Raw genomic sequence first — 21341 nt, forward strand, 5'->3', positions numbered from 1 at the left:
GCTTAACCCTCCAGGTGCGAGGTGTCGCCGAGGCGGGCAACGACCTTGGTCTTGATGGGCAGCTTCATCGCGGCGCGCGAGAAGGCCTCTGCTGCGAGCGGACCGGGTACGCCGTCCAGTTCGAACAGGATGCGACCCGGCTTGACGCGGGCGGCCCAATATTCGACCGAACCCTTGCCCTTGCCCTGTCGGACTTCGGCCGGCTTCTTCGACACGGGCACGTCGGGGAACACGCGGATCCACAAACGGCCCTGACGGCGGATGTGACGCGTGATCGCGCGGCGAGCCGCTTCGATCTGGCGCGCGGTGATCCGCTCAGGCTCCATGGCCTTGAGACCATAGGAACCGAAGTTCAGAGCGGAACCGCCCTTGGCATCGCCCTTGATCCGGCCCTTGAAGGTCTTGCGGAACTTCATTTTCTTCGGTTGCAGCATGACGCTATACCTACCTTATGTTCAGCGCGCCGGACGCACACCGGAGGTCTGAGCCTCCAGCATGAGCCGGTCGGTGGCCATCGGATCATGGCCCAGAATCTCACCCTTGAAGATCCAGACCTTGATGCCGCACACGCCATAGGCGGTGTGCGCCGTGGCTTCGGCATAGTCGACGTTCGCGCGCAGCGTGTGCAGCGGAACGCGACCTTCGCGATACCATTCGACGCGCGCGATTTCTGCGCCGCCCAGACGGCCGCCGCAGGTGATCTTGATGCCTTCGGCACCCAGACGCAGCGCCGACTGCACAGCCCGCTTCATCGCGCGGCGGAACGCCACGCGGCGTTCGAGCTGGTCAGCGATACCCTGTGCGACGAGCTTGGAATCGACTTCCGGCTTGCGGATTTCGACGATGTTCAACGACACGTCGGACGTGGTCAGCGCGCTCAGCTTCTTGCGCAGCTTTTCGATGTCCGCGCCCTTCTTGCCGATGATGACACCGGGACGGGCAGCATAGACCGACACGCGGCACAGCTTGGCAGGGCGTTCGATGACGACCTTCGAAATCGCGGCCTGCGGCAGCGACTTCATGATGAACTGGCGGATCTTGAGATCTTCCAGCAGCAGGCGGCCATAGTCCGCGCCTTCGGCGTACCAGCGGCTGTCCCAGGTGCGGTTGATCTGAAGACGCAGACCGATCGGATTGCTCTTGTGACCCATGTGCTTACGCCTCCGCTTCTTCGCCAGCTTCACGCACGACGATGCGCACGCGGCTGTAGGGCTTGAGGATCCGGGTCGACTTGCCACGGCCACGCGCATGGAAGCGCTTGAGCGTGAACGCCTTGCCTACCGATGCTTCGGCCACGACCAGAGCGTCGACGTCCAGATTATGGTTGTTTTCCGCGTTGGCGATGGCCGAAGCCAGCACCTTGCGCACGTCCACTGCCATCGCCTTCTTGGAGAAAGCCAAGATGTTCAGCGCGTCCTCGACCTTGTGGCCGCGGATGAGCGTGGCAACCAGGTTCAGCTTCTGGGCCGAACCACGGATCTGCGTGCCGACGGCCAGAGCCTCATTGTCGGCGACGCGACGGGGAGCCTTTTCCTTGCTCATTAGCGCTTGCCCTTCTTGTCGGCAGCGTGGCCGGGGAAGAAGCGGGTCGGGGCGAATTCGCCCAGCTTATGACCCACCATATCCTCGTTCACGGACACCGGAACATGCTTGCGGCCGTTATAGACGCTGAACGTCAGGCCAACGAACTGGGGCAGGATGGTGGAACGACGCGACCAAGTCTTGATCGGCGCACGGCCACCGGCTTCCTGCGCGGTTTCTGCCTTCTTCAGAAGGCTGAGGTCCACGAACGGACCTTTCCAGACGGAACGAGCCATCGCGGATTACCTCTTCTTCTTGGCGTGACGCGACCGGATGATCATCTTGTCGGTCGACTTGTTGTTACGGGTGCGGGCACCCTTGGTCGGCTTGCCCCAAGGCGTAACCGGATGACGGCCGCCCGAGGTCCGGCCTTCACCACCACCATGAGGGTGATCGACCGGGTTCTTGGCGACACCGCGCGTCAGCGGGCGGATGCCCTTCCAACGGTTGCGGCCTGCCTTAGCGAGATTGGTGTTGCCATTGTCGGGGTTGCTGACGGCGCCGATGGTGCCCATGCAATCCGAACGGATGTAACGCTGCTCACCCGAAGACAAGCGGATCATCACCATGCCACGATCACGACCAACGAGCTGGGCATAGGTGCCCGCCGAACGGCAGAGCTGTGCGCCCTTGCCCGGCTTCATCTCGATATTGTGGATGATCGTGCCGACCGGCATCTGACCCAGTTCCATCGCGTTGCCCGGCTTCACGTCGGTCTTCTTGCCCGCGATGACCTTGTCACCAGGAGCGAGACGCTGCGGCGCAATGATATAGGCCTGCGTACCGTCGGGATAGTTGACCAGCGCGATGAACGCGGTGCGGTTGGGGTCATATTCCAGACGCTCGACCGTACCTTCGACATCCCACAAGCGACGCTTGAAATCGATGATACGATAGCGCTGCTTATGACCGCCGCCGATACCGCGCGAGGTCACATGACCCTTGTTGTTGCGGCCACCGGTCTTGCGCTTGCCTTCGGTCAGCGCCTTGACGGGCTTGCCCTTGTGCAGGCTGGACTTGTCGACGAGAATGAGGCCGCGCTGGGCGGGGCTCGTCGGGTTATAATGCTTCAGCGCCATGGTTAGCGCACTCCCTCGGTGATGTCGATCGACTGGCCTTCAGCCAGGCGGACGATCGCCTTCTTGACGTCGGAGCGGGTGTAGGGCTTGCCCTTCCACTTCTTGGTCTTGCCCTTCGTCACGAGCGTATTCACGCTCTTGACGTCGACACCCCAGATCGCTTCGACAGCGGCCTTGATCTCAGGCTTGGAGGCATCGCCCGCCACCTTGAAGACCACAGCGTTGAATTCGCTGAGAAGAGTCGACTTCTCAGTGATGTGCGGGGCGACAACCACGTCATAATGACGGTTGTCGACCGTTGCGGCTTGCTTTTTAGCCATTGAAACGGGCCTCCAGCTTTTCGACCGCGGCGCGGGTGAGCACCAGCGAGTCGGCTTTCAGGATGTCGTAGACATTGGCACCGACGGCCGGCAGCAAGTCCACGCCGATGATGTTGGCCGACGCCTTGGCGAAGCTGATGTTGACCGCGTCGCCGTCGATGAACAGCACCTTGGTCAGGTTCAGCTTGGCAAGATTGGCGACCAGCGCCTTGGTCTTACCTTCGGCGACGTCGAGGCTGTCGATGATGAACAGCGAACCGTCCTTCACCTTCGACGAGAGCGCCATCTTCAGGCCCAGCGCGCGAACCTTCTTGTTCAGCGAGGGATTGAAGTCACGAACGCGGGCACCGTGGGCTTTACCACCACCGATGAACACAGGCGCGCGGCGATCGCCGTGACGAGCCGTACCGCCGCCCTTCTGGCGACCGAACTTCTTACCCGTGCGGGCAACATCGCTACGCTCGCGGGTGCCACGGGCCGTACCGCGACGCTTTTCGAGCTGCCAGGTGACGACACGGTGCAGGATGTCGGCGCGGGGCTCGACACCGAATACGGCATCGTTCAGCTCCAGATCGCCAGCTTCCGCTGCGTCGAGGGTCTGTACCTTGACCTTCATGGTTTAGCCCTCCTGGCCTTCGGTCGCTTCCACTGCCGCGACTTCTTCAGCCGGGGTATCAGCGGGAGCGCTGTCGTTGCTGTTGTCAGCCTTTTTCAGGCTGGCGGGATAGGGAACGTCGGCCGGACGGGGCACCTTGACGGCATCCTTGACGGTCAGCCAGGTGCCCTTGGCACCGGGCACGCTGCCCTTGACGAACAGCAGACCGCGCTCGACGTCCGTGCGGACGATTTCGAGGTTCTGCTGCGTGCGTTCACGATCACCCATATGACCGGCCATCTTCTTGTTCTTGAAGACGCGGCCTGGATCCTGACGGTTACCCGTCGAACCATGGGCACGGTGACTGATCGACACGCCGTGGGTGGCGCGCATACCGCCGAAGCCCCAACGCTTCATGGCGCCGGCAAAGCCCTTACCTTGGGTGTGACCCGACACATCGACGAGCTGGCCGTCGATGAAATGATCCGCGGCTATTTCCACGCCGACATCGAGGAGTGCATCCTCGGCGACACGGAATTCTACCAGACGCGCCTTCGGCTCCACTTCCGCCTTGGCGAAGTGACCGCGCTGCGGCTTGGCGACATTCTTAACCTTCGCTACGCCGGCACCCAGCTGCACGGCAATATAGCCGTCGCTGTCCACATCCTTGCGAGCCACGACCTGGTTGCCTTCAAGGGCCAGAACCGTAACCGGCACGTGACGCCCGTCCTCTTGGAACAGGCGGGTCATCCCGACTTTCTTAGCGATCACGCCAGTGCGCATGATCCATACTCCCAATAGAGGCCCGCCTAAGCCTTAAAAGAAACTGACGCCGGCGGGCGTATCCAACGAAAAAAACCGCTCGGGATCATTCCCTAGCGGCCAACCCAAATATGCAGATCACCCCGTCCGGGTTGGATGCCAACCCCTCTCGGGACCAGCGACGGGGGACCAGAACCACAGACTTGCCGGTTGCCCGGCGCTGTGCGGTATCCCTTGTGTCGTGTGAGCTTCCGGTTTCCCGGAATACCCGATACCCTGCCGACCTGTTACAGAAGGCAGGGACTTGCTCGCCTTAGGCCAGCTTGATTTCTACGTTCACGCCGGCAGCCAGGTCCAGCTTCATCAGCGCGTCGACCGTCTGCGGCGTCGGCTGCACAATGTCAAGCATACGCTTGTAGGTGCGAACCTCAAACTGCTCGCGCGACTTCTTGTCGATGTGCGGACCACGGTTGACCGTGAACTTTTCGATGCGCGTCGGAAGGGGAATGGGACCGCGGATGAGAGCGCCAGTGCGGCGTGCGGTGTCGGCGATGTCGCCGGTCGCCTGATCAAGCACGCGATGATCGAACGCCTTAAGGCGAATGCGGATGTTGCTGTCCATATTCCTGTACCGATGCGAAAGAGCCAAAAAACAACCGCCTCTTAATCTGTCCTTCTAGCTCGCTAGAGCCGGAGAAAGACGATCCGAGGCGGTAAAAATCCGAGCGGCGCGAATCAGGCGATTCGCGCCGCTGCGGTGCCTATATTACTTCGAGATCGTGCCGACAACCCCTGCGCCGACGGTACGACCGCCTTCACGGATGGCAAAGCGCAGACCTGGGTCCATCGCGATGGGCGCGATCAGCTTGACGCCGAGCTTCACGTTGTCGCCAGGCATGACCATCTCCGTGCCCTCAGGCAGGATGACTTCGCCGGTGACGTCCGTGGTGCGGAAGTAGAACTGCGGGCGATAGTTGGCGAAGAACGGCGTGTGACGGCCACCCTCTTCCTTCGACAGCACGTACACTTCAGCGTCGAACTCGGTGTGCGGCATGACCGAACCGGGCTTGGCCAGAACCTGGCCACGCTCGACGTCTTCACGACCAACGCCACGAACCAGCGCGCCGATATTGTCGCCTGCACGACCTTCGTCGAGCAGCTTGCGGAACATTTCAACGCCCGTGACCGTGGTCTTGCGGGTGTCGCGGATGCCGACGATTTCGACTTCTTCGCCAACCTTGACGATGCCGGTTTCGACGCGGCCGGTGACGACGGTGCCGCGACCCGAGATCGAGAACACGTCTTCGATCGGCATCAGGAAGGGCTTGTCGATCGGACGCTCAGGCTGCGGGATCCAGCTGTCAACGGCAGCCATCAGCTTCAGCACGGCGTCATGGCCGATTTCCGGGGTCTTGTCCTGCAGCGCGGCCACAGCCGAACCAGGGATAACGGGGATGTTGTCGCCGTCGAAATCATAGCTGCTCAGCAGCTCGCGGATTTCCAGCTCGACCAGTTCCAGAATTTCGGCGTCGTCAACGAGATCGACCTTGTTCATGAACACGACGAGCTGAGGAACGCCGACCTGCTTGGCGAGCAGGATGTGCTCACGGGTCTGCGGCATCGGGCCGTCGGTGGCCGACACGACCAGGATCGCGCCGTCCATCTGCGCCGCACCGGTGATCATGTTCTTCACATAGTCAGCGTGACCGGGGCAGTCGACGTGCGCATAGTGGCGCGCTTCGGTTTCATATTCGACGTGCGCGGTCGAAATGGTGATGCCGCGCTCGCGCTCTTCGGGCGCCTTGTCGATGTTGTCGTAGCTGGTGAACGTGGCGCCGCCGGTTTCGGCCAGCACCTTGGTGATCGCTGCGGTCAGCGAGGTCTTGCCATGGTCGACGTGACCGATGGTGCCGATGTTGCAGTGCGGCTTATTCCGCTCAAACTTAGCCTTAGCCATTTTATCCTACCTTCTAATCAAAATCAGCTTGGGTCTGACCGCTCGGCCGCGCCTCGCGAAGGCGCGTCCATAGCAGCAAATTTGCAGATTACCAGCCCCTAACCGAGCCGCTTGCACGGCTCGGCCGGGGAAATTCATCAGGCCATCCTCGCCTTGACTTCGTCCGCGACATTCTGCGGCACTTCATCATAGTGCGAGAAAGTCATCGAATAGTTCGCACGCCCCTGGGTGAACGAACGCAGCGAGTTCACATAGCCGAACATGTTGGCCAGCGGGACCATCGCTTCGACGACCTGTGCATTACCACGGGTGTCGGTGCCCTGGATCTGGCCACGACGGCTGTTCATATCACCGATCACGTCGCCCAAATATTCTTCGGGGCTGACGACTTCGACCTTCATGATCGGTTCGAGCAGCGTGATGCCCGACTTCTGCGCAACTTCACGCATCGCTGCGCGACCGGTGATTTCGAACGCCAGAGCCGACGAGTCGACGTCATGATAGGCGCCGTCATACAGGTTGATTTCGAAATCGATGATCGGGAAGCCGATGAGCGATCCGGTAGCGGCCGTTTCGCGCATGCCCTTTTCGATCGCGGGGATATATTCCTTGGGAATATTACCGCCCTTGATCTCATCCTTGAAGATGATGCCCGCACCGCGCTCGCCCGGCGTGACCTTCACCTTGATGCGGCCGAACTGACCGGTGCCGCCCGACTGCTTCTTATGGGTATAGTCGACGTCGACGGCCTTCTTGAGATATTCGCGATAGGCCACCTGCGGCGCACCGACATTCGCCTCGACCTTGAACTCACGCTTCATGCGATCGACCAGGATTTCGAGGTGAAGCTCGCCCATGCCCTTGATGATGGTCTGGCCCGATTCGTGATCCGTCGAAACGCGGAAGGACGGATCCTCGGCGGCCAGGCGGTTGAGCGCGACGCCCATCTTTTCCTGGTCGGCCTTGGTCTTGGGTTCCACCGACAATTCGATAACCGGCTCAGGGAATTCCATCCGCTCCAGGATGATGGGCTGGCGCTCGGCGCACAGCGTATCCCCGGTGGTGGTCTCCTTCATGCCGGCCAGCGCAACGATGTCGCCGGCATAAGCCGCATCGATATCTTCACGGCTGTTGGCATGCATCAGCAGCATGCGGCCGATCTTTTCCTTCTTGTCCTTGACCGAGTTCAAATAGGTGCCCTTGGTCAGGGTGCCGGAATAGACGCGCAGGAAGGTGAGCGAGCCGACGAACGGATCGTTCATGATCTTGAACGCCAGGCCAGCGAACGGCGCATCATCTGCGGTCGCACGGCTGTCGGGCTGGTCGTTGTCGGGGTTGATGCCCTGCACGTCCTCAATGTCGAGCGGCGAAGGCAGATAGTCGACGACCGCGTCGAGCAGGGGCTGAACGCCCTTGTTCTTGAACGCCGAACCACATAGCACGGGGACGAACGACTGGGCCAGCGTGCCCTTGCGGATCAGCTTCTTGAGCGTCGCGACGTCGGGCAGATTGCCTTCGAGATAGGCTTCCATCGCCTCGTCGTCCTGCTCGACGGCCAGTTCGATCAGCTTTTCGCGATATTCAGCAGCCTTGTCGGCGAGATCGTCGGGAATTTCCTCATAGGAGAATTCAGCGCCGAGATTCTCATCCTTCCAGATGATCGCACGGTTTTCGACCAGATCGACCAGACCCTTGAACTCGCTCTCCGCACCGATGGGGAGATACAGAACGGCGGGGATGGCACCCAGACGATCGATGATCGTCTGCACGCAATAATAGAAATTGGCGCCGGTACGGTCGAGCTTGTTGATGAAGCACATCCGCGGAACCTTATACTTGTCCGCCTGACGCCACACCGTTTCCGACTGCGGCTCAACGCCCGCAACGCCGTCGAACGCGGCGACCGCGCCATCGAGCACGCGCAGCGAACGCTCGACTTCGATGGTGAAGTCGACGTGGCCGGGGGTGTCGATGATGTTCAGACGGTGGTCGTTCCAGATGCAGGTGGTCGCAGCCGACGTGATGGTGATACCACGCTCCTGCTCCTGTTCCATCCAGTCCATCGTGGCGGCGCCGTCATGGACTTCGCCGATCTTGTAGGACTTGCCGGTGTAGTAAAGGATACGCTCGGTCGTCGTGGTCTTGCCGGCGTCAATATGCGCCATGATACCAAAATTACGATAGCGTTCGAGCGGATGGCTGCGGGCCATGATGCTTCTCCGTTGCCGGCGCACCGGCGGTTGGGGATTCGAGTTCTTGGGTGGCCCCTAAACCAATCCGTCCGCCATGGGTAGAGACCCCTGACGAACGGACCAATTTTTGAAACCGGACAGCGAAGCGGACATTGGAAACGCCCGCCTGCCTTTTACCAGTAGCGGTATGTTACCAGCGATAGTGCGAGAAGGCACGGTTGGCTTCGGCCATCCGGTGCGTATCTTCGCGCTTCTTGACGGCATTGCCGCGATTGTTGGCGGCGTCCATCAGCTCACCCGACAGGCGCGCAGCCATCGTGGTTTCGCTGCGGTTGCGCGCGGCGGTGATCAGCCAACGGATGGCCAACGCCTGCGAGCGTTCGGGACGCACTTCGACGGGAACCTGATAGGTCGCACCGCCAACGCGGCGGCTGCGAACTTCGATGCCCGGCTTGATGTTGTTCAGCGCGTCATGGAACATGCCGATCGGGTCCTTCTTGGCGCGAGTCTCGACAGTTTCGAGAGCGCCATAGACGATGGACTCAGCAACAGCTTTCTTACCGTCCTGCATGATCGAATTCATGAACTTGGACAGCACGATATCGCCATATTTGGGATCGGGCAGGATGATGCGCTTTTCGGGGCGACGACGACGTGACATATTCTTGGTCTCCCCTTACTTCGGACGCTTCGCGCCGTACTTCGAACGGCTCTGCTTACGATCCTTGACGCCCTGGGTATCCAGAACGCCGCGAAGAACGTGATAGCGCACGCCGGGAAGATCGCGGACACGACCGCCACGGATCAGAACAACGCTATGTTCCTGAAGGTTATGGCCTTCACCGGGGATGTAGGTGATGACTTCGCGCTGGTTAACCAGACGCACCTTCGCCACCTTGCGGAGCGCCGAGTTCGGCTTCTTCGGAGTCGTCGTATAGACGCGGGTGCAAACGCCACGCTTTTGCGGGTTCGCATCCATGGCAGGGACCTTGGACTTGGCCTTCTGCGGTTCGCGGCCCTTACGGACCAGCTGGTTGATTGTTGGCATGAAGCCCTTCACCTTTTTCAGTTACTTTACCGTGGCATCCCCGTGTTGCGAGCCGATCGGAAAACAGACGTCATCCAAACAGCAAAGGCCCCGGTGGGTATAAAACCCCCCTGGAGCCGCAAGAGCACCCGGCAATGTTCAGCTCTAATAGCACCCAGCAATGGCGAGAAAAGACGAGTCTCGACGCGACAGGTCGCTGGGCAGCCGGGCCTATAGCCCTGCGCGGACAAAGGGTCAAGCGTCGCGACAGGGCGGCGCTACACCCGTGATTTTCCGTGCCTCGCGCCGACGTGGTTAGGGTTTTGATAACCCTGTCGCGCCTATTTTTCGGGCCAACCACCAATATGGTGTTTCTATGGACAAAATGTGACGGACATCTCCCCCTATACCGGCGAATTTTGCGACCCGGCCCGTGAACGCCTCTTTCAGGAAGGTCGCTTGCGCGAATCGCGCGGCCACGCCCAGATCCTGTTCGCGCTATCGGCCGTGCTCAATACCCTGTTCCTGATGAGCGACTGGCGTTTTGCCGGAACCGACCATTTCTGGGTTGCGGTGCCCGCGCGCATTGTCGTCATTCTCTGGTCGCTGGCCTGCCTGTCGGTCAGCCATCGCATGACCAGTTTTCGTGCGGTCGAACGTATCTGCTTTGCCTGGCAGGCGGTCATCGCCGTCGGTGTCGCCTTCCTTGTCAGTTCGCGCAGCGACATCGCCGTCTTCGTGCTGGTGATGCTTCCCTTGGTCTTCTACCTCGTCGTGCCGACCAGTTTTCGCGGCAATGTCGGTGGCGGACTGGCCTGCGGCGTGGCGCTGCTGATCGGCTATCTCGCGCCCGCCCCGCTGTCGGCCACCGTGCCCGGAATGATCCTGGCGATGGTGATGCTGCATTTCGGCATGTGGATAGCAATCGCGCGCGGCAATCGGCTCCAGCGCAAGGAATGGAAGGCTGGCCTCGCGGCGCGCGAGGCCCAGGCCGCCCTGGCCAATAGCCGGGATACGCTGGAGCATATGTTCATGGCCGTACCCCTGCCGCTATTAGTGACGCGCTATGACGGCAGCATCGTGCGGATCAACCGCGCCGCGTTGGAGGCACATGCGGCTGGCGGCCCCGTGTCGCTGACCAATGTCGAGCAAACCTATGTCGACTTGCCGGTGCGCGACGATCTGTTCGCCCGGCTGCGACAGGGGGAGGCGATCGATAATTTCGAATGCCGTCTGCGCCGTGGTGATGGCGCCATTCGCAATGCGTTGCTGTCGTCCCGCCCCATCGTGATCGACGATGAAGCCTGCTTCATGACCAGCGTGGTCGACATCACCGAACGCAAGGAAATCGAACAGAATCTGGAACGGCTGGCGATGTCGGATGCGCTGACGGGCCTGGCGAACCGCGCGCATTTCATGGCAGCGGTGACGCAGGCGACCGCTGCGCCGACCAAGCGGGCGCAACTGGCCGTGCTGTTGATCGACCTGGACGAGTTCAAGCGCGTGAATGATACGGCCGGTCATGACGCTGGCGATGCCCTGCTGTGCGCCGTGGCCGGACGCTTGCGGCACGCGCTGCGCCCCGGCGATCTGGTAGCGCGCATGGGCGGGGACGAATTTGCCGTGCTGCTGACCCGCCTGCCCGACGCCGAGTCGGTGCAGCCCATCTTGCGGCGTATCACCGAGCATCTTCACGCCCCGCTCAGCTATCGGGGGCGGCCGCTGGAATGCCGGGTGAGCATCGGCGTCGCGCTGTTCCCTGACCATGGCGACGATGTCACCGCCCTGGTCAAACATGCCGACATCGCGCTCTATCATGCCAAGAATAGCGGACGGGGCCGCGCAACCCTGTTCGGTCCTGAATTGCTGGAAAGCTGGGAGCGTGAGGCCGCGATGCTGGACCGGGCACGCCATATCCTGGCGCATGAAAGGCCCTGCCCCTGGTATCAGCCCAAGATCGCGCTCGATAGCGGGGCGATCGTCGGGTTCGAAGCGCTGTTTCGCTGCCCGACCGCGGACGGCAAGGTCATCATGCCCGGCGAGATCGCGTCCGCCTTCGAACATCCTGAACTCGGCCCCATCATCACCATGATGATGATCGACCGCATCATCGCCGATTGCGTGCGCTGGCGCGACGCGGGCGTGACGGTCGGCCCCATTGCGTTCAACGGGTCCGGCGCGGATCTGAACGACGATGCCTTTGCCGATCGCCTGCTGCAACGGCTGGCAGATGCCGGCCTGCCGCCTTCGACGGTGGAACTGGAAGTGACCGAATCAGTCTTTCTGGGCCGCAACGCCGAACGGGTCGGGCGCGCCCTCAACCGACTGAGCGATGCCGGGGTCAGCATCGCCCTCGATGATTTCGGGACGGGCTATGCCTCTCTCTCCCACCTCAAACAATTTCCGATCGACATCATCAAGATCGACCAGCGTTTCGTGCGCGACCTGGAAACCGACCCGGATGACGCCGCGATCGTCCGCACCGTCCTCAACCTTGCCTTCAGCCTGGGCATCCGCACGGTAGCGGAAGGGGTCGAGAATAGTCGCCAGGTCGATTATCTGCGGGCGGGCGGATGTCATTATGGGCAGGGCTATCATTTCAGCCCGGCCATACCCGCCGCCGCCGTCACCCGCCTGCTCGCGACGACGGCGCAGGCCGATCTCGGCTGAGGCGAGGGTTCAAAAAATCGTATTTATGAGGGAACAAAAGATCGCAGGGATCATTTAGTCGCGCGCATCACTCGACTCGTCACGTCTACGTAACGGTGGATTCGCGCGGGTGGCCCGGCTTTGCTATCGGCCCGACTCGAAAAGAGCTACGGGGTCGTCATTGTCGCATCATCGAAAATCGAGGGCAGCCGCTCTCCGGGCACGGCTTGCCGCCTTATGCCCAGAGCGGGAGATTTTCCTGCGATCGGGCGGCCAGGTCCGGTTCCTGCGGATTTCGCGCCGCCTGCAACTCACGACACTCAGCCTGCTGACGATGGCACTGATCGGCTGGGGCGGCATGACGCTGGCGATGATCGCTGACAGCGCCTCAGTGACGCAGGAGCGCGCAGCGCTGGCCGCCAAGAGCAAGTCCATCGCGACCGCTGCCACCAAGGTCGAAGGCTATCGCCAGTCGGTCGATGAATTGGCGCAGGATCTGGAAGCCCGGCAGGACTTCATGGACACGCTCTACAAGACCCATTTCGGCGCCGAGGGTGACAAGGACGCAGACATGGTCGCGCCGACCGCCGCCGACACATCCGGCAAGGCGGAGACGCTGACCGCCAAGATCAGCATGGCCCCGGAAGCCGCGCCGCTCGTGCGGCTGGAAGAACGCCAGCGCCGTTTCGCCCTGCTGCTGACCGCTGCTGTAGAGCGTCGCGCGGACAAGGCAGCGGCGGCGATCCGCAGCTTCGGCCTCAACCCCGACCAGCTCGCTCGCACCGCCGCGCGCGCCCAAGGTGGCCCCTTCGTTCCGTGGAAGGGCAGCAAGGGCGCCATGACCGGCGAATTGGAACATCTGGCCGACGCGCTGACGCGAATGGAGTTTCTGGAACGCAGCCTGTTGTCGATCCCGTCGGGCAGGCCGACCATGGCGCCGATGGAAACCAGTTCCTACGGCTATCGCCGCGATCCGTTCAACGGCCACGCCGCCTTCCACGCCGGCATGGATTTCCCCGGCCGTCATGGCCAGCCGATCGTCGCGGCCGCGCCGGGCAAGGTGCGGTATGTCGGCCAGCGTCAGGGCTATGGCAATGTGGTCGAGGTTGATCATGGCAACGGTCTGATGACTCGTTACGCCCATTTGTCACGCTTTGCCGCCAAAGTAGGCCAGGCGGTGGCGCGGGGCGACACGATCGGCGGCATGGGGTCGACCGGCCGTTCGACCGGCACCCATCTCCATTTCGAGGTCCGGCAAAATGACCGGCCCATCAACCCTCGCCGTTTTCTGGAGGCTGCCCAGGATGTTCTCCAAGTCCAGCAAATCGCCAAGGCCCGTTTCGCCGATGTCGGCAACCGGGGCTAAAAATACCCCCTTCTCGCTGATCGGCGGCGACGTCACGATCAGCGGCAACGTCACCGCGTCGGTCGATCTGCATGTCGATGGCGTGGTGGAAGGCGACATTAGTTGCGCCGCCCTGGTGCAGGGGGCCGAGAGCCGCATCATCGGCCATGTCACCGCGCAAAGCGCGCGCCTGGCAGGCCTTGTCGATGGATCAATCACGGCGGAGGAACTGGTGGTCGAGCGCAGCGCGCGGATCACCGGCGATGTTCGTTATGAGCGAATCACGATCGAGGCGGGCAGCCGGATCGACGGCCATTTTGCGCATAAGGACAATGCGCCTGCCGCTGAACTCAAGCTGATCGCCAACGAGAGCGCCTAACGTCATTTGTCATTGGAAGCGGGTTTCAAGTCCTTCTACCCGTCGCATCGTCACCGACAAGGAGACGACCGACATGGAACGCCCCGATTTCTGGCCCGACATATGCCGCTTTCTGATCGCTTTCGTCGCCAGCGGCGCGGCCATCGGTCTCTATACGCTGCTGACGGTCCAGCCGATCCCCTGAGCCCTTCTCAATTCACCGGCGCGCGGCGCCGGTAGCTGAGCGCTTCGGCAACATGCACCCGCCCGACCCGCTCGGCGCCTGCCAGATCGGCGATCGTCCGCGCGACGCGCAACACGCGGGTATAGCCCCGCGCCGACAGCTTCATTGCAGCCGCCGCCTGGGCCAGCAATTGCCGCCCCGCTTCGTCCGGGCCAGCAAAAGCCTCCAGCGCATCGCCATCGACTTCGGCATTGGTCCGCACTTTCGTCCCGGCATAGCGCGAGGTCTGCACATCGCGCGCTGCGGCAACGCGCGCGGCGACCTCGGTCGACCCTTCGGCGGGGGGCGGCAGCACCAGATCGGCAGCACTCACCGCCTGCACCTCGACATGCAGGTCGATCCGGTCGAGCAACGGCCCCGATACCTTGGCCTGATAGTCAGCGGCGCAACGCGGCGCACGGGAGCAGGCCAAGGCGGGATCGCCCAGATGTCCGCATCGGCAGGGGTTCATCGCCGCGATCAACTGCACCCGCGCCGGGAAGGTGACATGCGCATTGGCGCGGGCGACCGTCACTTCGCCGGTTTCCAACGGCTGGCGCAACGAATCGAGGACGGCGCGCTGAAATTCCGGCAATTCGTCGAGGAACAAGACGCCCAGATGCGCCATGCTGACCTCGCCAGGCCGTGCCTTCAAACCGCCACCGACCAGCGCCGCCATCGACGCGCTATGATGGGGATGGCGGAAGGGCCGCGCCCGGCTGATCCGTCCCCCGTCCAACGTGCCCGCGACGCTTGCCACCATGGAAGTTTCTAGCGCTTCGGACGGCGTGAGTTCAGGCAATATCCCCGGCAAACATCCGGCCATAAGCGATTTGCCCGCACCCGGCGGCCCGACCATCAGCAGATTATGCCCGCCCGCCGCCGCGATCTCGATCGCGCGCTTGGCGACTTCCTGCCCCTTGACCTGTTTGAGGTCCAGCGTCCGCACGGGTGCCTCGACCGCGCCCGGCTGGGGCGGCGACAGCGCCGACGTGCCCTTGAAATGGTTGAGCAGGCTCAAAAGGTCAGGCGCGGCGACGACTTCGACCTGCCCCGCCCAGGCGGCTTCGGCCCCCTGCGCGACCGGGCAGACCAGTCCCATATCCTGCCCGCCCGCATGCAGCGCCGCCAGCAGCACGCCGGGCGATGGCGCGGTGCGTCCGTCCAGCCCCAGTTCGCCGACCACGACATAGCCCGACAGCGTTTCAGCATCGATCACGCCCATCGCGCCGAGCAGCGCGAGGGCGATCGGCAGATCGAAATGCGACCCTTCCTTGGGCAGGTCGGCAGGCGAGAGGTTGACGGTGATCCGCTTGGGCGGCAGCGACAGGCCGATGGCGGCGATTGCATTGCGCACCCGCTCGCGGCTTTCGGCCACCGCCTTGTCGGGCAATCCCACGACAATGAAATTGGGAAGGCCGGGGACGAGTTGGCATTGCACCTCGACGGCTCGCGCTTCCAGCCCCAGATAGGCGACCGTCGATACCGTTGCGACCAAGTGACCCCCGCTTCCTATCCCGCGCCTGCCAGCCTTCCGGCTGCTATTCCTCTACGGGATCGCCCGCCCGGTCGCGCGCGGGTTCATCGGGCCGCCCCTTGAACCCCTGCGCCACGACATACCATTCCACGCTGCCCTTGCGGCTGGCGGGGGGCTTGGCATGTTTGATCGTCGTGAAATTCTTCTTGAGCAGGACCAGCAGCTCGCCATCAGTGCCGCCGGCAAACACTTTGGCGACGAACGTCCCGCCCTTGCGCAGATTTTCGACTGCGAACCAAGCGGCCGCTTCGACCAGACCCATCGTGCGCAGATGGTCGGTCTGGGCATGGCCCACCGTATTGGCGGCCATGTCGGAAATGATGAGGTCGGGCGCATCGCCCAGCGCCTCGCGCAGAATGTCGGGCGCCTTGTCGTCCATGAAGTCCATTTCGAACAGGGTGACCCCTTCGATCGCATCGACCGGCAGCAGGTCAATGCCGACAACGGTGGCCTTAGGGGCAAGCTTGCGCACCACCTGCGACCAGCCGCCCGGTGCCACGCCGAGATCGACGACCGCGCGCGATCCCTTCACGAAATGGAATTTTTCGTCCAGTTCGATCAGCTTGAACGCGGCACGGCTGCGCCAGCCTTCCGCCTTCGCCTTGCGCACATAGGGGTCGTTCAGATGGCGTTCGAGCCAGCGAACCGACTGGGCGGTCCTGCCCTTGGCGCTTTTGACGCGCACCTTGCCTACGCCTGCGCCCCTCACATCACTCTCCCGTCGCGGTCCATCAGCCCGCGCAATATGCCTTCGCGAATCCCGCGATCCGCCACGCCCAGCCGTTCGGCGGGCCAGATGTCGAGGATCGCTTCCAAGATAGCGCACCCCGCCACCACCAGATCGGCCCGCTCCGTGCCGATGCAGGGCAGCTTTTGCCGCTCCATCAGGGTCATGGTCGATAAACGCTCGGAAATCGACCGCATCGATTCGCATGGCACGATCAAGCCGTCGATGACCTGCCGATCATAGCGCGGCAGGTTCAGATGCACGCTCGCCAATGTCGTCACCGTCCCCGACGTGCCGAGCAGGCGGATATCCTCCGCGCCTTGCGGCAAGCGGCGGGCCAGCGGCGCGAAGGCTTCGCTGACCCGCGCGCGCATCCGGTCATAGGCGGCGAGCCGCGCGTCGCGGTCGCCATGGTCGAACGCTTCGCTTTCGGTCAGCGACACCACGCCCCACGGCGCACTCACCCAATCGACGATCCGAGGTGCCCCTGCCGATCCGTTCGAATCGACCAGCACCAATTCGGTCGATCCGCCGCCTATGTCGAAGATCAGGGCCGGACCATTGCCGGGTTCCAGCAGCGCATGGCAGCCCAGCACCGCCAGCCGCGCCTCTTCCTGCGCACTGATGATGTCGAGCGCAATGCCGGTTTCGCGATAGACGCGCTGGATGAAGTCATTGCCGTTGGACGCCCGGCGACAGGCTTCGGTCGCGACCGAACGCGCCAGTGTCACATGACGGCGGCGCAGCTTGTCGGCGCAGACGGAGAGCGCGGCGATGGCGCGATCGATCGCGGCGTCGCTGATCCGCCCGGTCGATGCCAGCCCTTCGCCCAACCGCACGATCCGCGAAAAGGCATCGACGACAATGAAGCCATCGGCGGATGGCTTCGCGATCAGCAGGCGGCAATTATTGGTGCCAAGGTCGATCGCGGCATAGGATCGCCGCTCACGCGCGCCATGCGGCGCAAGACCCCGCGATGGTGACGGGGGAGGAATGGCCGCAGCCTTGCTCCCATTGCCCTGACCGGATCGGGCGCGCTTGCCCGCAAAACCGCCGGTCGGACCGGAACTCTGCGGCGATGGGCGGCTTTGCTGCACCATGCCGAAACTCACTTCTGTTTTTCGCCAGCTTCGTGGGGAAGCCGGAACTTGTCCTCATGTCTAAGCGGATCGGCGCGGTTGCGCAAGGGACGGCCGCCATACGCCAAAAAGCTGCGCCAGGTTAAAGTTAACGGCCTTTGTCATGAAGTAGCGCATAGGCGTCGGCGAATAGCGCCATGCCGGAAATGCCCGATTTGCGCCACTCCACTTAGGATTTTTCGACGCGTCGCAGCAGTCTGTGACCTTTTTGAAACATAAGGAAAGTTTCGTACATTGCCACATTGTGTTCGCCTTGTTGCTGACATAGCTTGCCGTCAGGTCTTTGGGGAGTTCACATCATGCACATTCGCAAGAATGGTGCGCGCTTACTTGCGCGCGCCGGTCGCACCAGCCTTCTGGCATCCGCAGCGGTCGCCGCTTTGGGCTTCGCGCCGCTGGCCCACGCCGTCGTGCCCAACGACAGCAAAACCCCGTCCGACATTATCGATGGCAGCGACGTCAACGGCGTCGGCATCATGTACCGCGCCGATGGTTTCGTCTGCACCGGTTCGCTGATCAACCCGCGGACGGTCATCTTTGCCGCCCACTGCGTCAACGACCTCGACACGCCGGACTATAGCACCGTCAACGGCGGCGTGCCGGTCGCCTTCGCCTTCCAGAACGACGCCCGTCCGGGCTTGATCGACTGGTTGAGCAACGGCTTTCAGACCAACACGTCACTCAGCGTCTATAACGTCAACAATATCGCCTATCATCCCGACTCGCTCGATCCGCCGGCCTTGAGCTTCCTCTATGGCGACGTGGCGATGGCGACGCTGGACACGCCCGCGTCGGACGTGCCGACCTGGACGATGCTCTTTTCCGCCCTGTCCGCGCCCTCGGCGATCAGCGAGACGTCGGGCACCGGCTATCATGTGACGATCACTGGCTATGGCCGCACCGGCAGCGGGACAACCGGGTCCAGCTCCGGCATCGACTTCCGTCGCAAGACGGCAGAAAATTTCTTGGGACTGCTCGGATCGCTCGATGACATCGACGCCTTCCTGTTCGGTGCGCCCGGCGGCTATACGCAAAATCTCTATCACACCGATTTCGACGATCCGGAGCGTGAAAATCCGTTCGACTTCAACCTGTTCAAGGATGATGCGCTCGCCAATGAGGGCAGCACCGCTGGCGGCGATTCGGGTGGCCCGCTGATTCTGGACCAGGCTTTCAACGAAAAGACGATCATCGGCGTCCTGTCGGGCGGCAGCCGCTATTTCCTCGAACAGCCGCAAAGCTCCTATGGCGGCTCGTCCTTCTACCAGCCCCTCTACCTGTTCTGGGACTGGATCGCGCAGAACAACCCCTATCGCTATGCCACGGCCAAGGCAGGCGACGGCTTGTGGAGCGATGCTAACCATTGGGTGACCGCGCTCGACCCCAATTATCGGGTGATCGACAGCAATGGTGCCTTGGTGAACGGCATTCCTACTTCGCCAGGCGCAGGCGCGTTCGGCCAGGACAGCACGCAGAAATTCGGTCAGATCTGCTACCAGCCCAATGATGGGCCGGACGATATCTGCTATGATGTCGGCGCCGACACGTTGATCGTCGATGGCGAACCCGTCATTGCGGAAACGACGGACGCGACCACCGGTTCGACCGTGGTCAGCAACAATAAGGGCAAGGTGGAGATTGCCGAGCGCACCCCCAACGCCGAAAACGCCAACCTGCTGACCGGCGCTATTCATGACGCGCAGGAAGGCGAAGTCAGCGCTGCGGTCCTGCCAACGCCGACGCTGGCCAATGGCCTGCCCGGTGCGACCAGCTTCGTGCCCAACAATATCGATCCGCTCGCGTCGCAAGGGGTGATCGGTCGCTATTATGACGTGACGCTCAGCGCCAATGGCAGGACGACGTTGAACACGGACGTCACCGTCGATCGCTTCACCATTTCCGGTGCGGGTGCTGCCCTCAATGTCACCAGCACCGGATCGTTGACCAGCCTGATGGACATTGCCCACCTCGCCGGTGTCGTGAATGTCGATGGCACGGTCGAAACGCCGGGCGACTATTTCCTGATGACCGGGCTGTTGTCCGGCAAGGGAACGCTCCGTGCGCCCTATTTCACCAATGTCCTCGGCATGATCGCGCCCGGCGGCGTCGGCACGATCGGCACGCTTAGCATCGAAGGCAATGCGCTGCTGTCATCGGGTAGCACGCTGCAGATCGATCTGGGTGCCAATGGCGTGTCGGACGTGCTGGCGGTGCGGGCGACGCAATTCGTCGAAGCCGATGGCAACGGCGAGGGCGAAATTCCCGATACCGGCAATGGTGGCGGCGATGGTGGCGGCAGCCAGAAACAGGCTTCGGCTGTATCGGCCATCACGGCAGCGCAGGCCGATGGCGATGCGTCGCTGCTCGCGGTCGGTGATCCCATCGACGGCATCGCCGCGGTCGGCGGGCGCGTCGTCTTCGGTGCAGCGAGCGGCGCCAAGATCCGCTATGGCAACAGCTATACCTTCCTGACCGCCGAAGGTGGCGTGGATGGCAGCTTTGCGACGCCGACCAACCTGTCGGCCGTGTTGAAGCCCGTGCTATTCTACGGCCCCAACAGCGTCAGCGTGCGGATCGACGCGGGCCTCTATGCCGATGTCGTCAACCGCGCTGCGCCGAACCAGACCAGCTTCGCCCAGCTGCTCGACCAGAACCGGCCGCTCTATGCCAACTATGCCAATCTCTATGGCGAGGCCGATCTGCTGAGTGTGGCCGGGGTCCAAGCGACCTTCGAGGCGATGGCACCGCGCACCGAGACGCTCAAGACGTCGATGTCCGAAGTGCTGAACGACAATATGGCGCGCTTCTATCGCGACCGCCTGACGAAGCTCGATGGCGGGGCGATGGGCGGCACGCTGACCATGACCGGCCAGCCGCTGCAACTGGCCGCAGCCAGCCTCAACAATATCGACCTGGGCATGGCGCAGGGCGGCAGCAACGATACGATGACGCGCGAAGGCGTGTTGCCCGATGACGTCAGCGCTTTCCTGGCGGGCGGCTATATCGACGGCGACAGCGCCCCGATGCGGACCGCCACGCCATTGGGCCGCGACCAGTTCGACGGCTGGTACATGGCAGCCGGCATCGAAAAGGCGTTCGGCGACACCGGCGTCATCGGCCTGGCTGCCTCGTTCAGCGAGTTGAAGGGCAATACGGGGGCCAATGACTCGGGCCGCGCCCGCCTCTATCAAGGCACCGTCTATGGGGCGTTCGACCTGGGCGGCCTGAAGCTGGATGCGGTCGGCAGCGCAGGCACGATGGCGACTCGCTCGCGTCGTTCCTTCGCGGTCGGCATCACCCCCTACACCCTCTATGGCAGCGACCAGGAACTGGCCCTGTCGGGTGAACTGGGTCTCAGCAAGGCACTCGGCAGCGATGCGTTCAGCATCGTGCCCCGCGCGGCGCTGCGTGGTGCCTATATCAGCTCTGGCAACCTGTCCGAATATGGCGGCGATGCCGCGCTGGTGATCAAGCGCCATGCGATCCGCAGCGCCCAGGGTCGCCTGGGCGCGACGGTCAAGGCGAATACGGGCGGGTTCAAACCCTATCTCACCGCCAATTATGTCCATGAGTTCAACGACCAGCCTGCCTTCTTCCTCGCCAATCTGGTCGGCGGGACCGGCAGCCTCGCGCCGTTCGCGCTGGGCGGATCGGACAAGAATTGGGGCGAAGTCGGCGGTGGCCTGACCATCCGCGCTGGCTCTGTGGACCTCAACCTGACCGCCGACACGACGGTCTGGCGCAAGGACATCAGCTATCAAAGCTATCGTGCGGGCGTGAAGATCCACTTCTGACCCCACCTTGCGCCAACGAAAAGGGGCCGCCCCACAGGGCGGCCCTTTTTTTGTGT

At 62.7% G+C, this 21341-nt stretch carries 20 protein-coding genes; 4 read left to right on the forward strand and 16 right to left on the reverse strand.

The window, feature by feature from the left end; all coding sequences use genetic code 11:
• Window positions 1–2: 2 nt before the first annotated feature.
• The 13 genes from rplP to rpsL all read right to left on the reverse strand — a co-directional run bounded on the left by rplP (window position 3) and on the right by rpsL (window position 9534).
• The gene (rplP, locus tag BSY17_RS10955; RefSeq protein ID WP_037472393.1) at window positions 3–434 is read right to left on the reverse strand and encodes a 50S ribosomal protein L16; all 432 of its coding nucleotides are present in this window, start codon (window positions 432–434) and stop codon (window positions 3–5) included.
• Window positions 435–455: 21 nt separating this feature from the next.
• Window positions 456–1151, reverse strand: coding sequence for a 30S ribosomal protein S3 (gene rpsC, locus BSY17_RS10960; protein ID WP_037472395.1), 696 nt, complete (start codon window positions 1149–1151; stop codon window positions 456–458).
• A 4-nt stretch (window positions 1152–1155) separates the two neighbouring features.
• Window positions 1156–1542 (reverse strand): 50S ribosomal protein L22, encoded by a 387-nt coding sequence (gene rplV / locus BSY17_RS10965; protein WP_043152133.1) that lies wholly within the window; start codon window positions 1540–1542, stop codon window positions 1156–1158.
• Window positions 1542–1817, reverse strand: coding sequence for a 30S ribosomal protein S19 (gene rpsS, locus BSY17_RS10970; protein ID WP_037472398.1), 276 nt, complete (start codon window positions 1815–1817; stop codon window positions 1542–1544). The genes rplV and rpsS overlap by 1 nt, the downstream gene beginning before the upstream one ends.
• Before the next feature lie 6 nt (window positions 1818–1823).
• Entirely contained in the window at window positions 1824–2660 is an 837-nt protein-coding gene (rplB, locus tag BSY17_RS10975) for a 50S ribosomal protein L2 (RefSeq protein ID WP_069065535.1), read from the reverse strand.
• Between the two features lie 2 nt (window positions 2661–2662).
• Window positions 2663–2980, reverse strand: coding sequence for a 50S ribosomal protein L23 (locus BSY17_RS10980; RefSeq protein ID WP_037472401.1), 318 nt, complete (start codon window positions 2978–2980; stop codon window positions 2663–2665).
• Window positions 2973–3596: a 50S ribosomal protein L4 gene (gene rplD / locus BSY17_RS10985; RefSeq protein ID WP_037472402.1), complete on the reverse strand. Its 624-nt coding sequence runs from the start codon at window positions 3594–3596 to the stop codon at window positions 2973–2975. The genes BSY17_RS10980 and rplD overlap by 8 nt, the downstream gene beginning before the upstream one ends.
• A 3-nt stretch (window positions 3597–3599) precedes the next feature.
• Window positions 3600–4358, reverse strand: coding sequence for a 50S ribosomal protein L3 (rplC, locus tag BSY17_RS10990; protein WP_037472404.1), 759 nt, complete (start codon window positions 4356–4358; stop codon window positions 3600–3602).
• A 292-nt stretch (window positions 4359–4650) separates the two neighbouring features.
• Window positions 4651–4959 carry a 30S ribosomal protein S10 gene (gene rpsJ / locus BSY17_RS10995; RefSeq protein WP_007686587.1) on the reverse strand — a complete coding sequence of 103 codons (309 nt, stop codon included), beginning with the start codon at window positions 4957–4959 and terminating at the stop codon, window positions 4651–4653.
• 144 nt (window positions 4960–5103) lie between these two features.
• Window positions 5104–6294 (reverse strand): elongation factor Tu, encoded by a 1191-nt coding sequence (tuf, locus tag BSY17_RS11000; RefSeq protein ID WP_037472405.1) that lies wholly within the window; start codon window positions 6292–6294, stop codon window positions 5104–5106.
• Between the two features lie 137 nt (window positions 6295–6431).
• Entirely contained in the window at window positions 6432–8504 is a 2073-nt protein-coding gene (fusA, locus tag BSY17_RS11005) for an elongation factor G (RefSeq protein WP_069065536.1), read from the reverse strand.
• A 172-nt stretch (window positions 8505–8676) separates the two neighbouring features.
• The gene (gene rpsG / locus BSY17_RS11010) at window positions 8677–9147 is read right to left on the reverse strand and encodes a 30S ribosomal protein S7 (protein ID WP_037472408.1); all 471 of its coding nucleotides are present in this window, start codon (window positions 9145–9147) and stop codon (window positions 8677–8679) included.
• A 15-nt stretch (window positions 9148–9162) separates the two neighbouring features.
• Entirely contained in the window at window positions 9163–9534 is a 372-nt protein-coding gene (gene rpsL / locus BSY17_RS11015) for a 30S ribosomal protein S12 (protein WP_026002556.1), read from the reverse strand.
• A 366-nt stretch (window positions 9535–9900) separates the two neighbouring features.
• On the opposite strand from rpsL, the gene BSY17_RS11020 reads away from it, so the two are divergent.
• The 3 genes from BSY17_RS11020 (at window position 9901) to BSY17_RS11030 (ending at window position 13886) form a co-directional block, all read left to right on the forward strand.
• Window positions 9901–12183, forward strand: a complete 2283-nt coding sequence (locus tag BSY17_RS11020) for a putative bifunctional diguanylate cyclase/phosphodiesterase (RefSeq protein ID WP_069065537.1) — start codon at window positions 9901–9903, stop codon at window positions 12181–12183.
• 313 nt (window positions 12184–12496) lie between these two features.
• On the forward strand, window positions 12497–13528 hold the full coding sequence (locus tag BSY17_RS11025) for a M23 family metallopeptidase (RefSeq protein WP_150125844.1): 1032 nt from the start codon (window positions 12497–12499) through the stop codon (window positions 13526–13528).
• Entirely contained in the window at window positions 13509–13886 is a 378-nt protein-coding gene (locus tag BSY17_RS11030) for a bactofilin family protein (RefSeq protein ID WP_083217108.1), read from the forward strand. The genes BSY17_RS11025 and BSY17_RS11030 overlap by 20 nt, the downstream gene beginning before the upstream one ends.
• Window positions 13887–14077: 191 nt before the next feature.
• Here the strand turns inward: BSY17_RS11030 and BSY17_RS11035 are convergent, their stop codons facing one another.
• Genes BSY17_RS11035 through BSY17_RS11045 form a run of 3 tightly spaced genes read right to left on the reverse strand, consistent with a single transcriptional unit; the run spans window position 14078 to window position 17452 of the window.
• Window positions 14078–15586, reverse strand: a complete 1509-nt coding sequence (locus BSY17_RS11035; protein ID WP_069065540.1) for a YifB family Mg chelatase-like AAA ATPase — start codon at window positions 15584–15586, stop codon at window positions 14078–14080.
• 43 nt (window positions 15587–15629) lie between these two features.
• A complete protein-coding gene (locus BSY17_RS11040; protein WP_069065541.1) occupies window positions 15630–16334 on the reverse strand; it encodes an RlmE family RNA methyltransferase in 705 nt (234 codons plus the stop codon).
• Window positions 16331–17452, reverse strand: coding sequence for a Ppx/GppA phosphatase family protein (locus BSY17_RS11045; protein ID WP_069065542.1), 1122 nt, complete (start codon window positions 17450–17452; stop codon window positions 16331–16333). Before BSY17_RS11045 ends, BSY17_RS11040 begins: the two co-directional genes overlap by 4 nt.
• A gap of 338 nt (window positions 17453–17790) precedes the next feature.
• On the opposite strand from BSY17_RS11045, the gene BSY17_RS11050 reads away from it, so the two are divergent.
• Window positions 17791–21285, forward strand: a complete 3495-nt coding sequence (locus tag BSY17_RS11050; RefSeq protein WP_069065543.1) for an autotransporter domain-containing protein — start codon at window positions 17791–17793, stop codon at window positions 21283–21285.
• Window positions 21286–21341 lie beyond the last annotated feature (56 nt).

This window comes from Sphingobium sp. RAC03, assembly GCF_001713415.1.
Lineage (GTDB): Bacteria > Pseudomonadota > Alphaproteobacteria > Sphingomonadales > Sphingomonadaceae > Sphingobium.

Bases quoted from the DNA above. Each gene is read 5' to 3' on its own strand.
- rplV (WP_043152133.1), bottom strand. From the start codon at position 1,542: ATGAGCAAGGAAAAGGCTCCCCGTCGCGTCGCCGACAATGAGGCTCTG.
- BSY17_RS10980 (WP_037472401.1), bottom strand. From the start codon at position 2,980: ATGGCTAAAAAGCAAGCCGCAACGGTCGACAACCGTCATTATGACGTG.
- tuf (WP_037472405.1), bottom strand. From the start codon at position 6,294: ATGGCTAAGGCTAAGTTTGAGCGGAATAAGCCGCACTGCAACATCGGC.
- rplD (WP_037472402.1), bottom strand. From the start codon at position 3,596: ATGAAGGTCAAGGTACAGACCCTCGACGCAGCGGAAGCTGGCGATCTG.
- BSY17_RS11050 (WP_069065543.1), top strand. From the start codon at position 17,791: ATGCACATTCGCAAGAATGGTGCGCGCTTACTTGCGCGCGCCGGTCGC.
- rpsJ (WP_007686587.1), bottom strand. From the start codon at position 4,959: ATGGACAGCAACATCCGCATTCGCCTTAAGGCGTTCGATCATCGCGTG.
- rplC (WP_037472404.1), bottom strand. From the start codon at position 4,358: ATGCGCACTGGCGTGATCGCTAAGAAAGTCGGGATGACCCGCCTGTTC.
- BSY17_RS11030 (WP_083217108.1), top strand. From the start codon at position 13,509: ATGTCGGCAACCGGGGCTAAAAATACCCCCTTCTCGCTGATCGGCGGC.
- BSY17_RS11045 (WP_069065542.1), bottom strand. From the start codon at position 17,452: ATGGTGCAGCAAAGCCGCCCATCGCCGCAGAGTTCCGGTCCGACCGGC.
- rplP (WP_037472393.1), bottom strand. From the start codon at position 434: ATGCTGCAACCGAAGAAAATGAAGTTCCGCAAGACCTTCAAGGGCCGG.
- rpsG (WP_037472408.1), bottom strand. From the start codon at position 9,147: ATGTCACGTCGTCGTCGCCCCGAAAAGCGCATCATCCTGCCCGATCCC.
- rpsL (WP_026002556.1), bottom strand. From the start codon at position 9,534: ATGCCAACAATCAACCAGCTGGTCCGTAAGGGCCGCGAACCGCAGAAG.
- BSY17_RS11025 (WP_150125844.1), top strand. From the start codon at position 12,497: ATGGCACTGATCGGCTGGGGCGGCATGACGCTGGCGATGATCGCTGAC.
- rplB (WP_069065535.1), bottom strand. From the start codon at position 2,660: ATGGCGCTGAAGCATTATAACCCGACGAGCCCCGCCCAGCGCGGCCTC.
- rpsC (WP_037472395.1), bottom strand. From the start codon at position 1,151: ATGGGTCACAAGAGCAATCCGATCGGTCTGCGTCTTCAGATCAACCGC.
- rpsS (WP_037472398.1), bottom strand. From the start codon at position 1,817: ATGGCTCGTTCCGTCTGGAAAGGTCCGTTCGTGGACCTCAGCCTTCTG.
- fusA (WP_069065536.1), bottom strand. From the start codon at position 8,504: ATGGCCCGCAGCCATCCGCTCGAACGCTATCGTAATTTTGGTATCATG.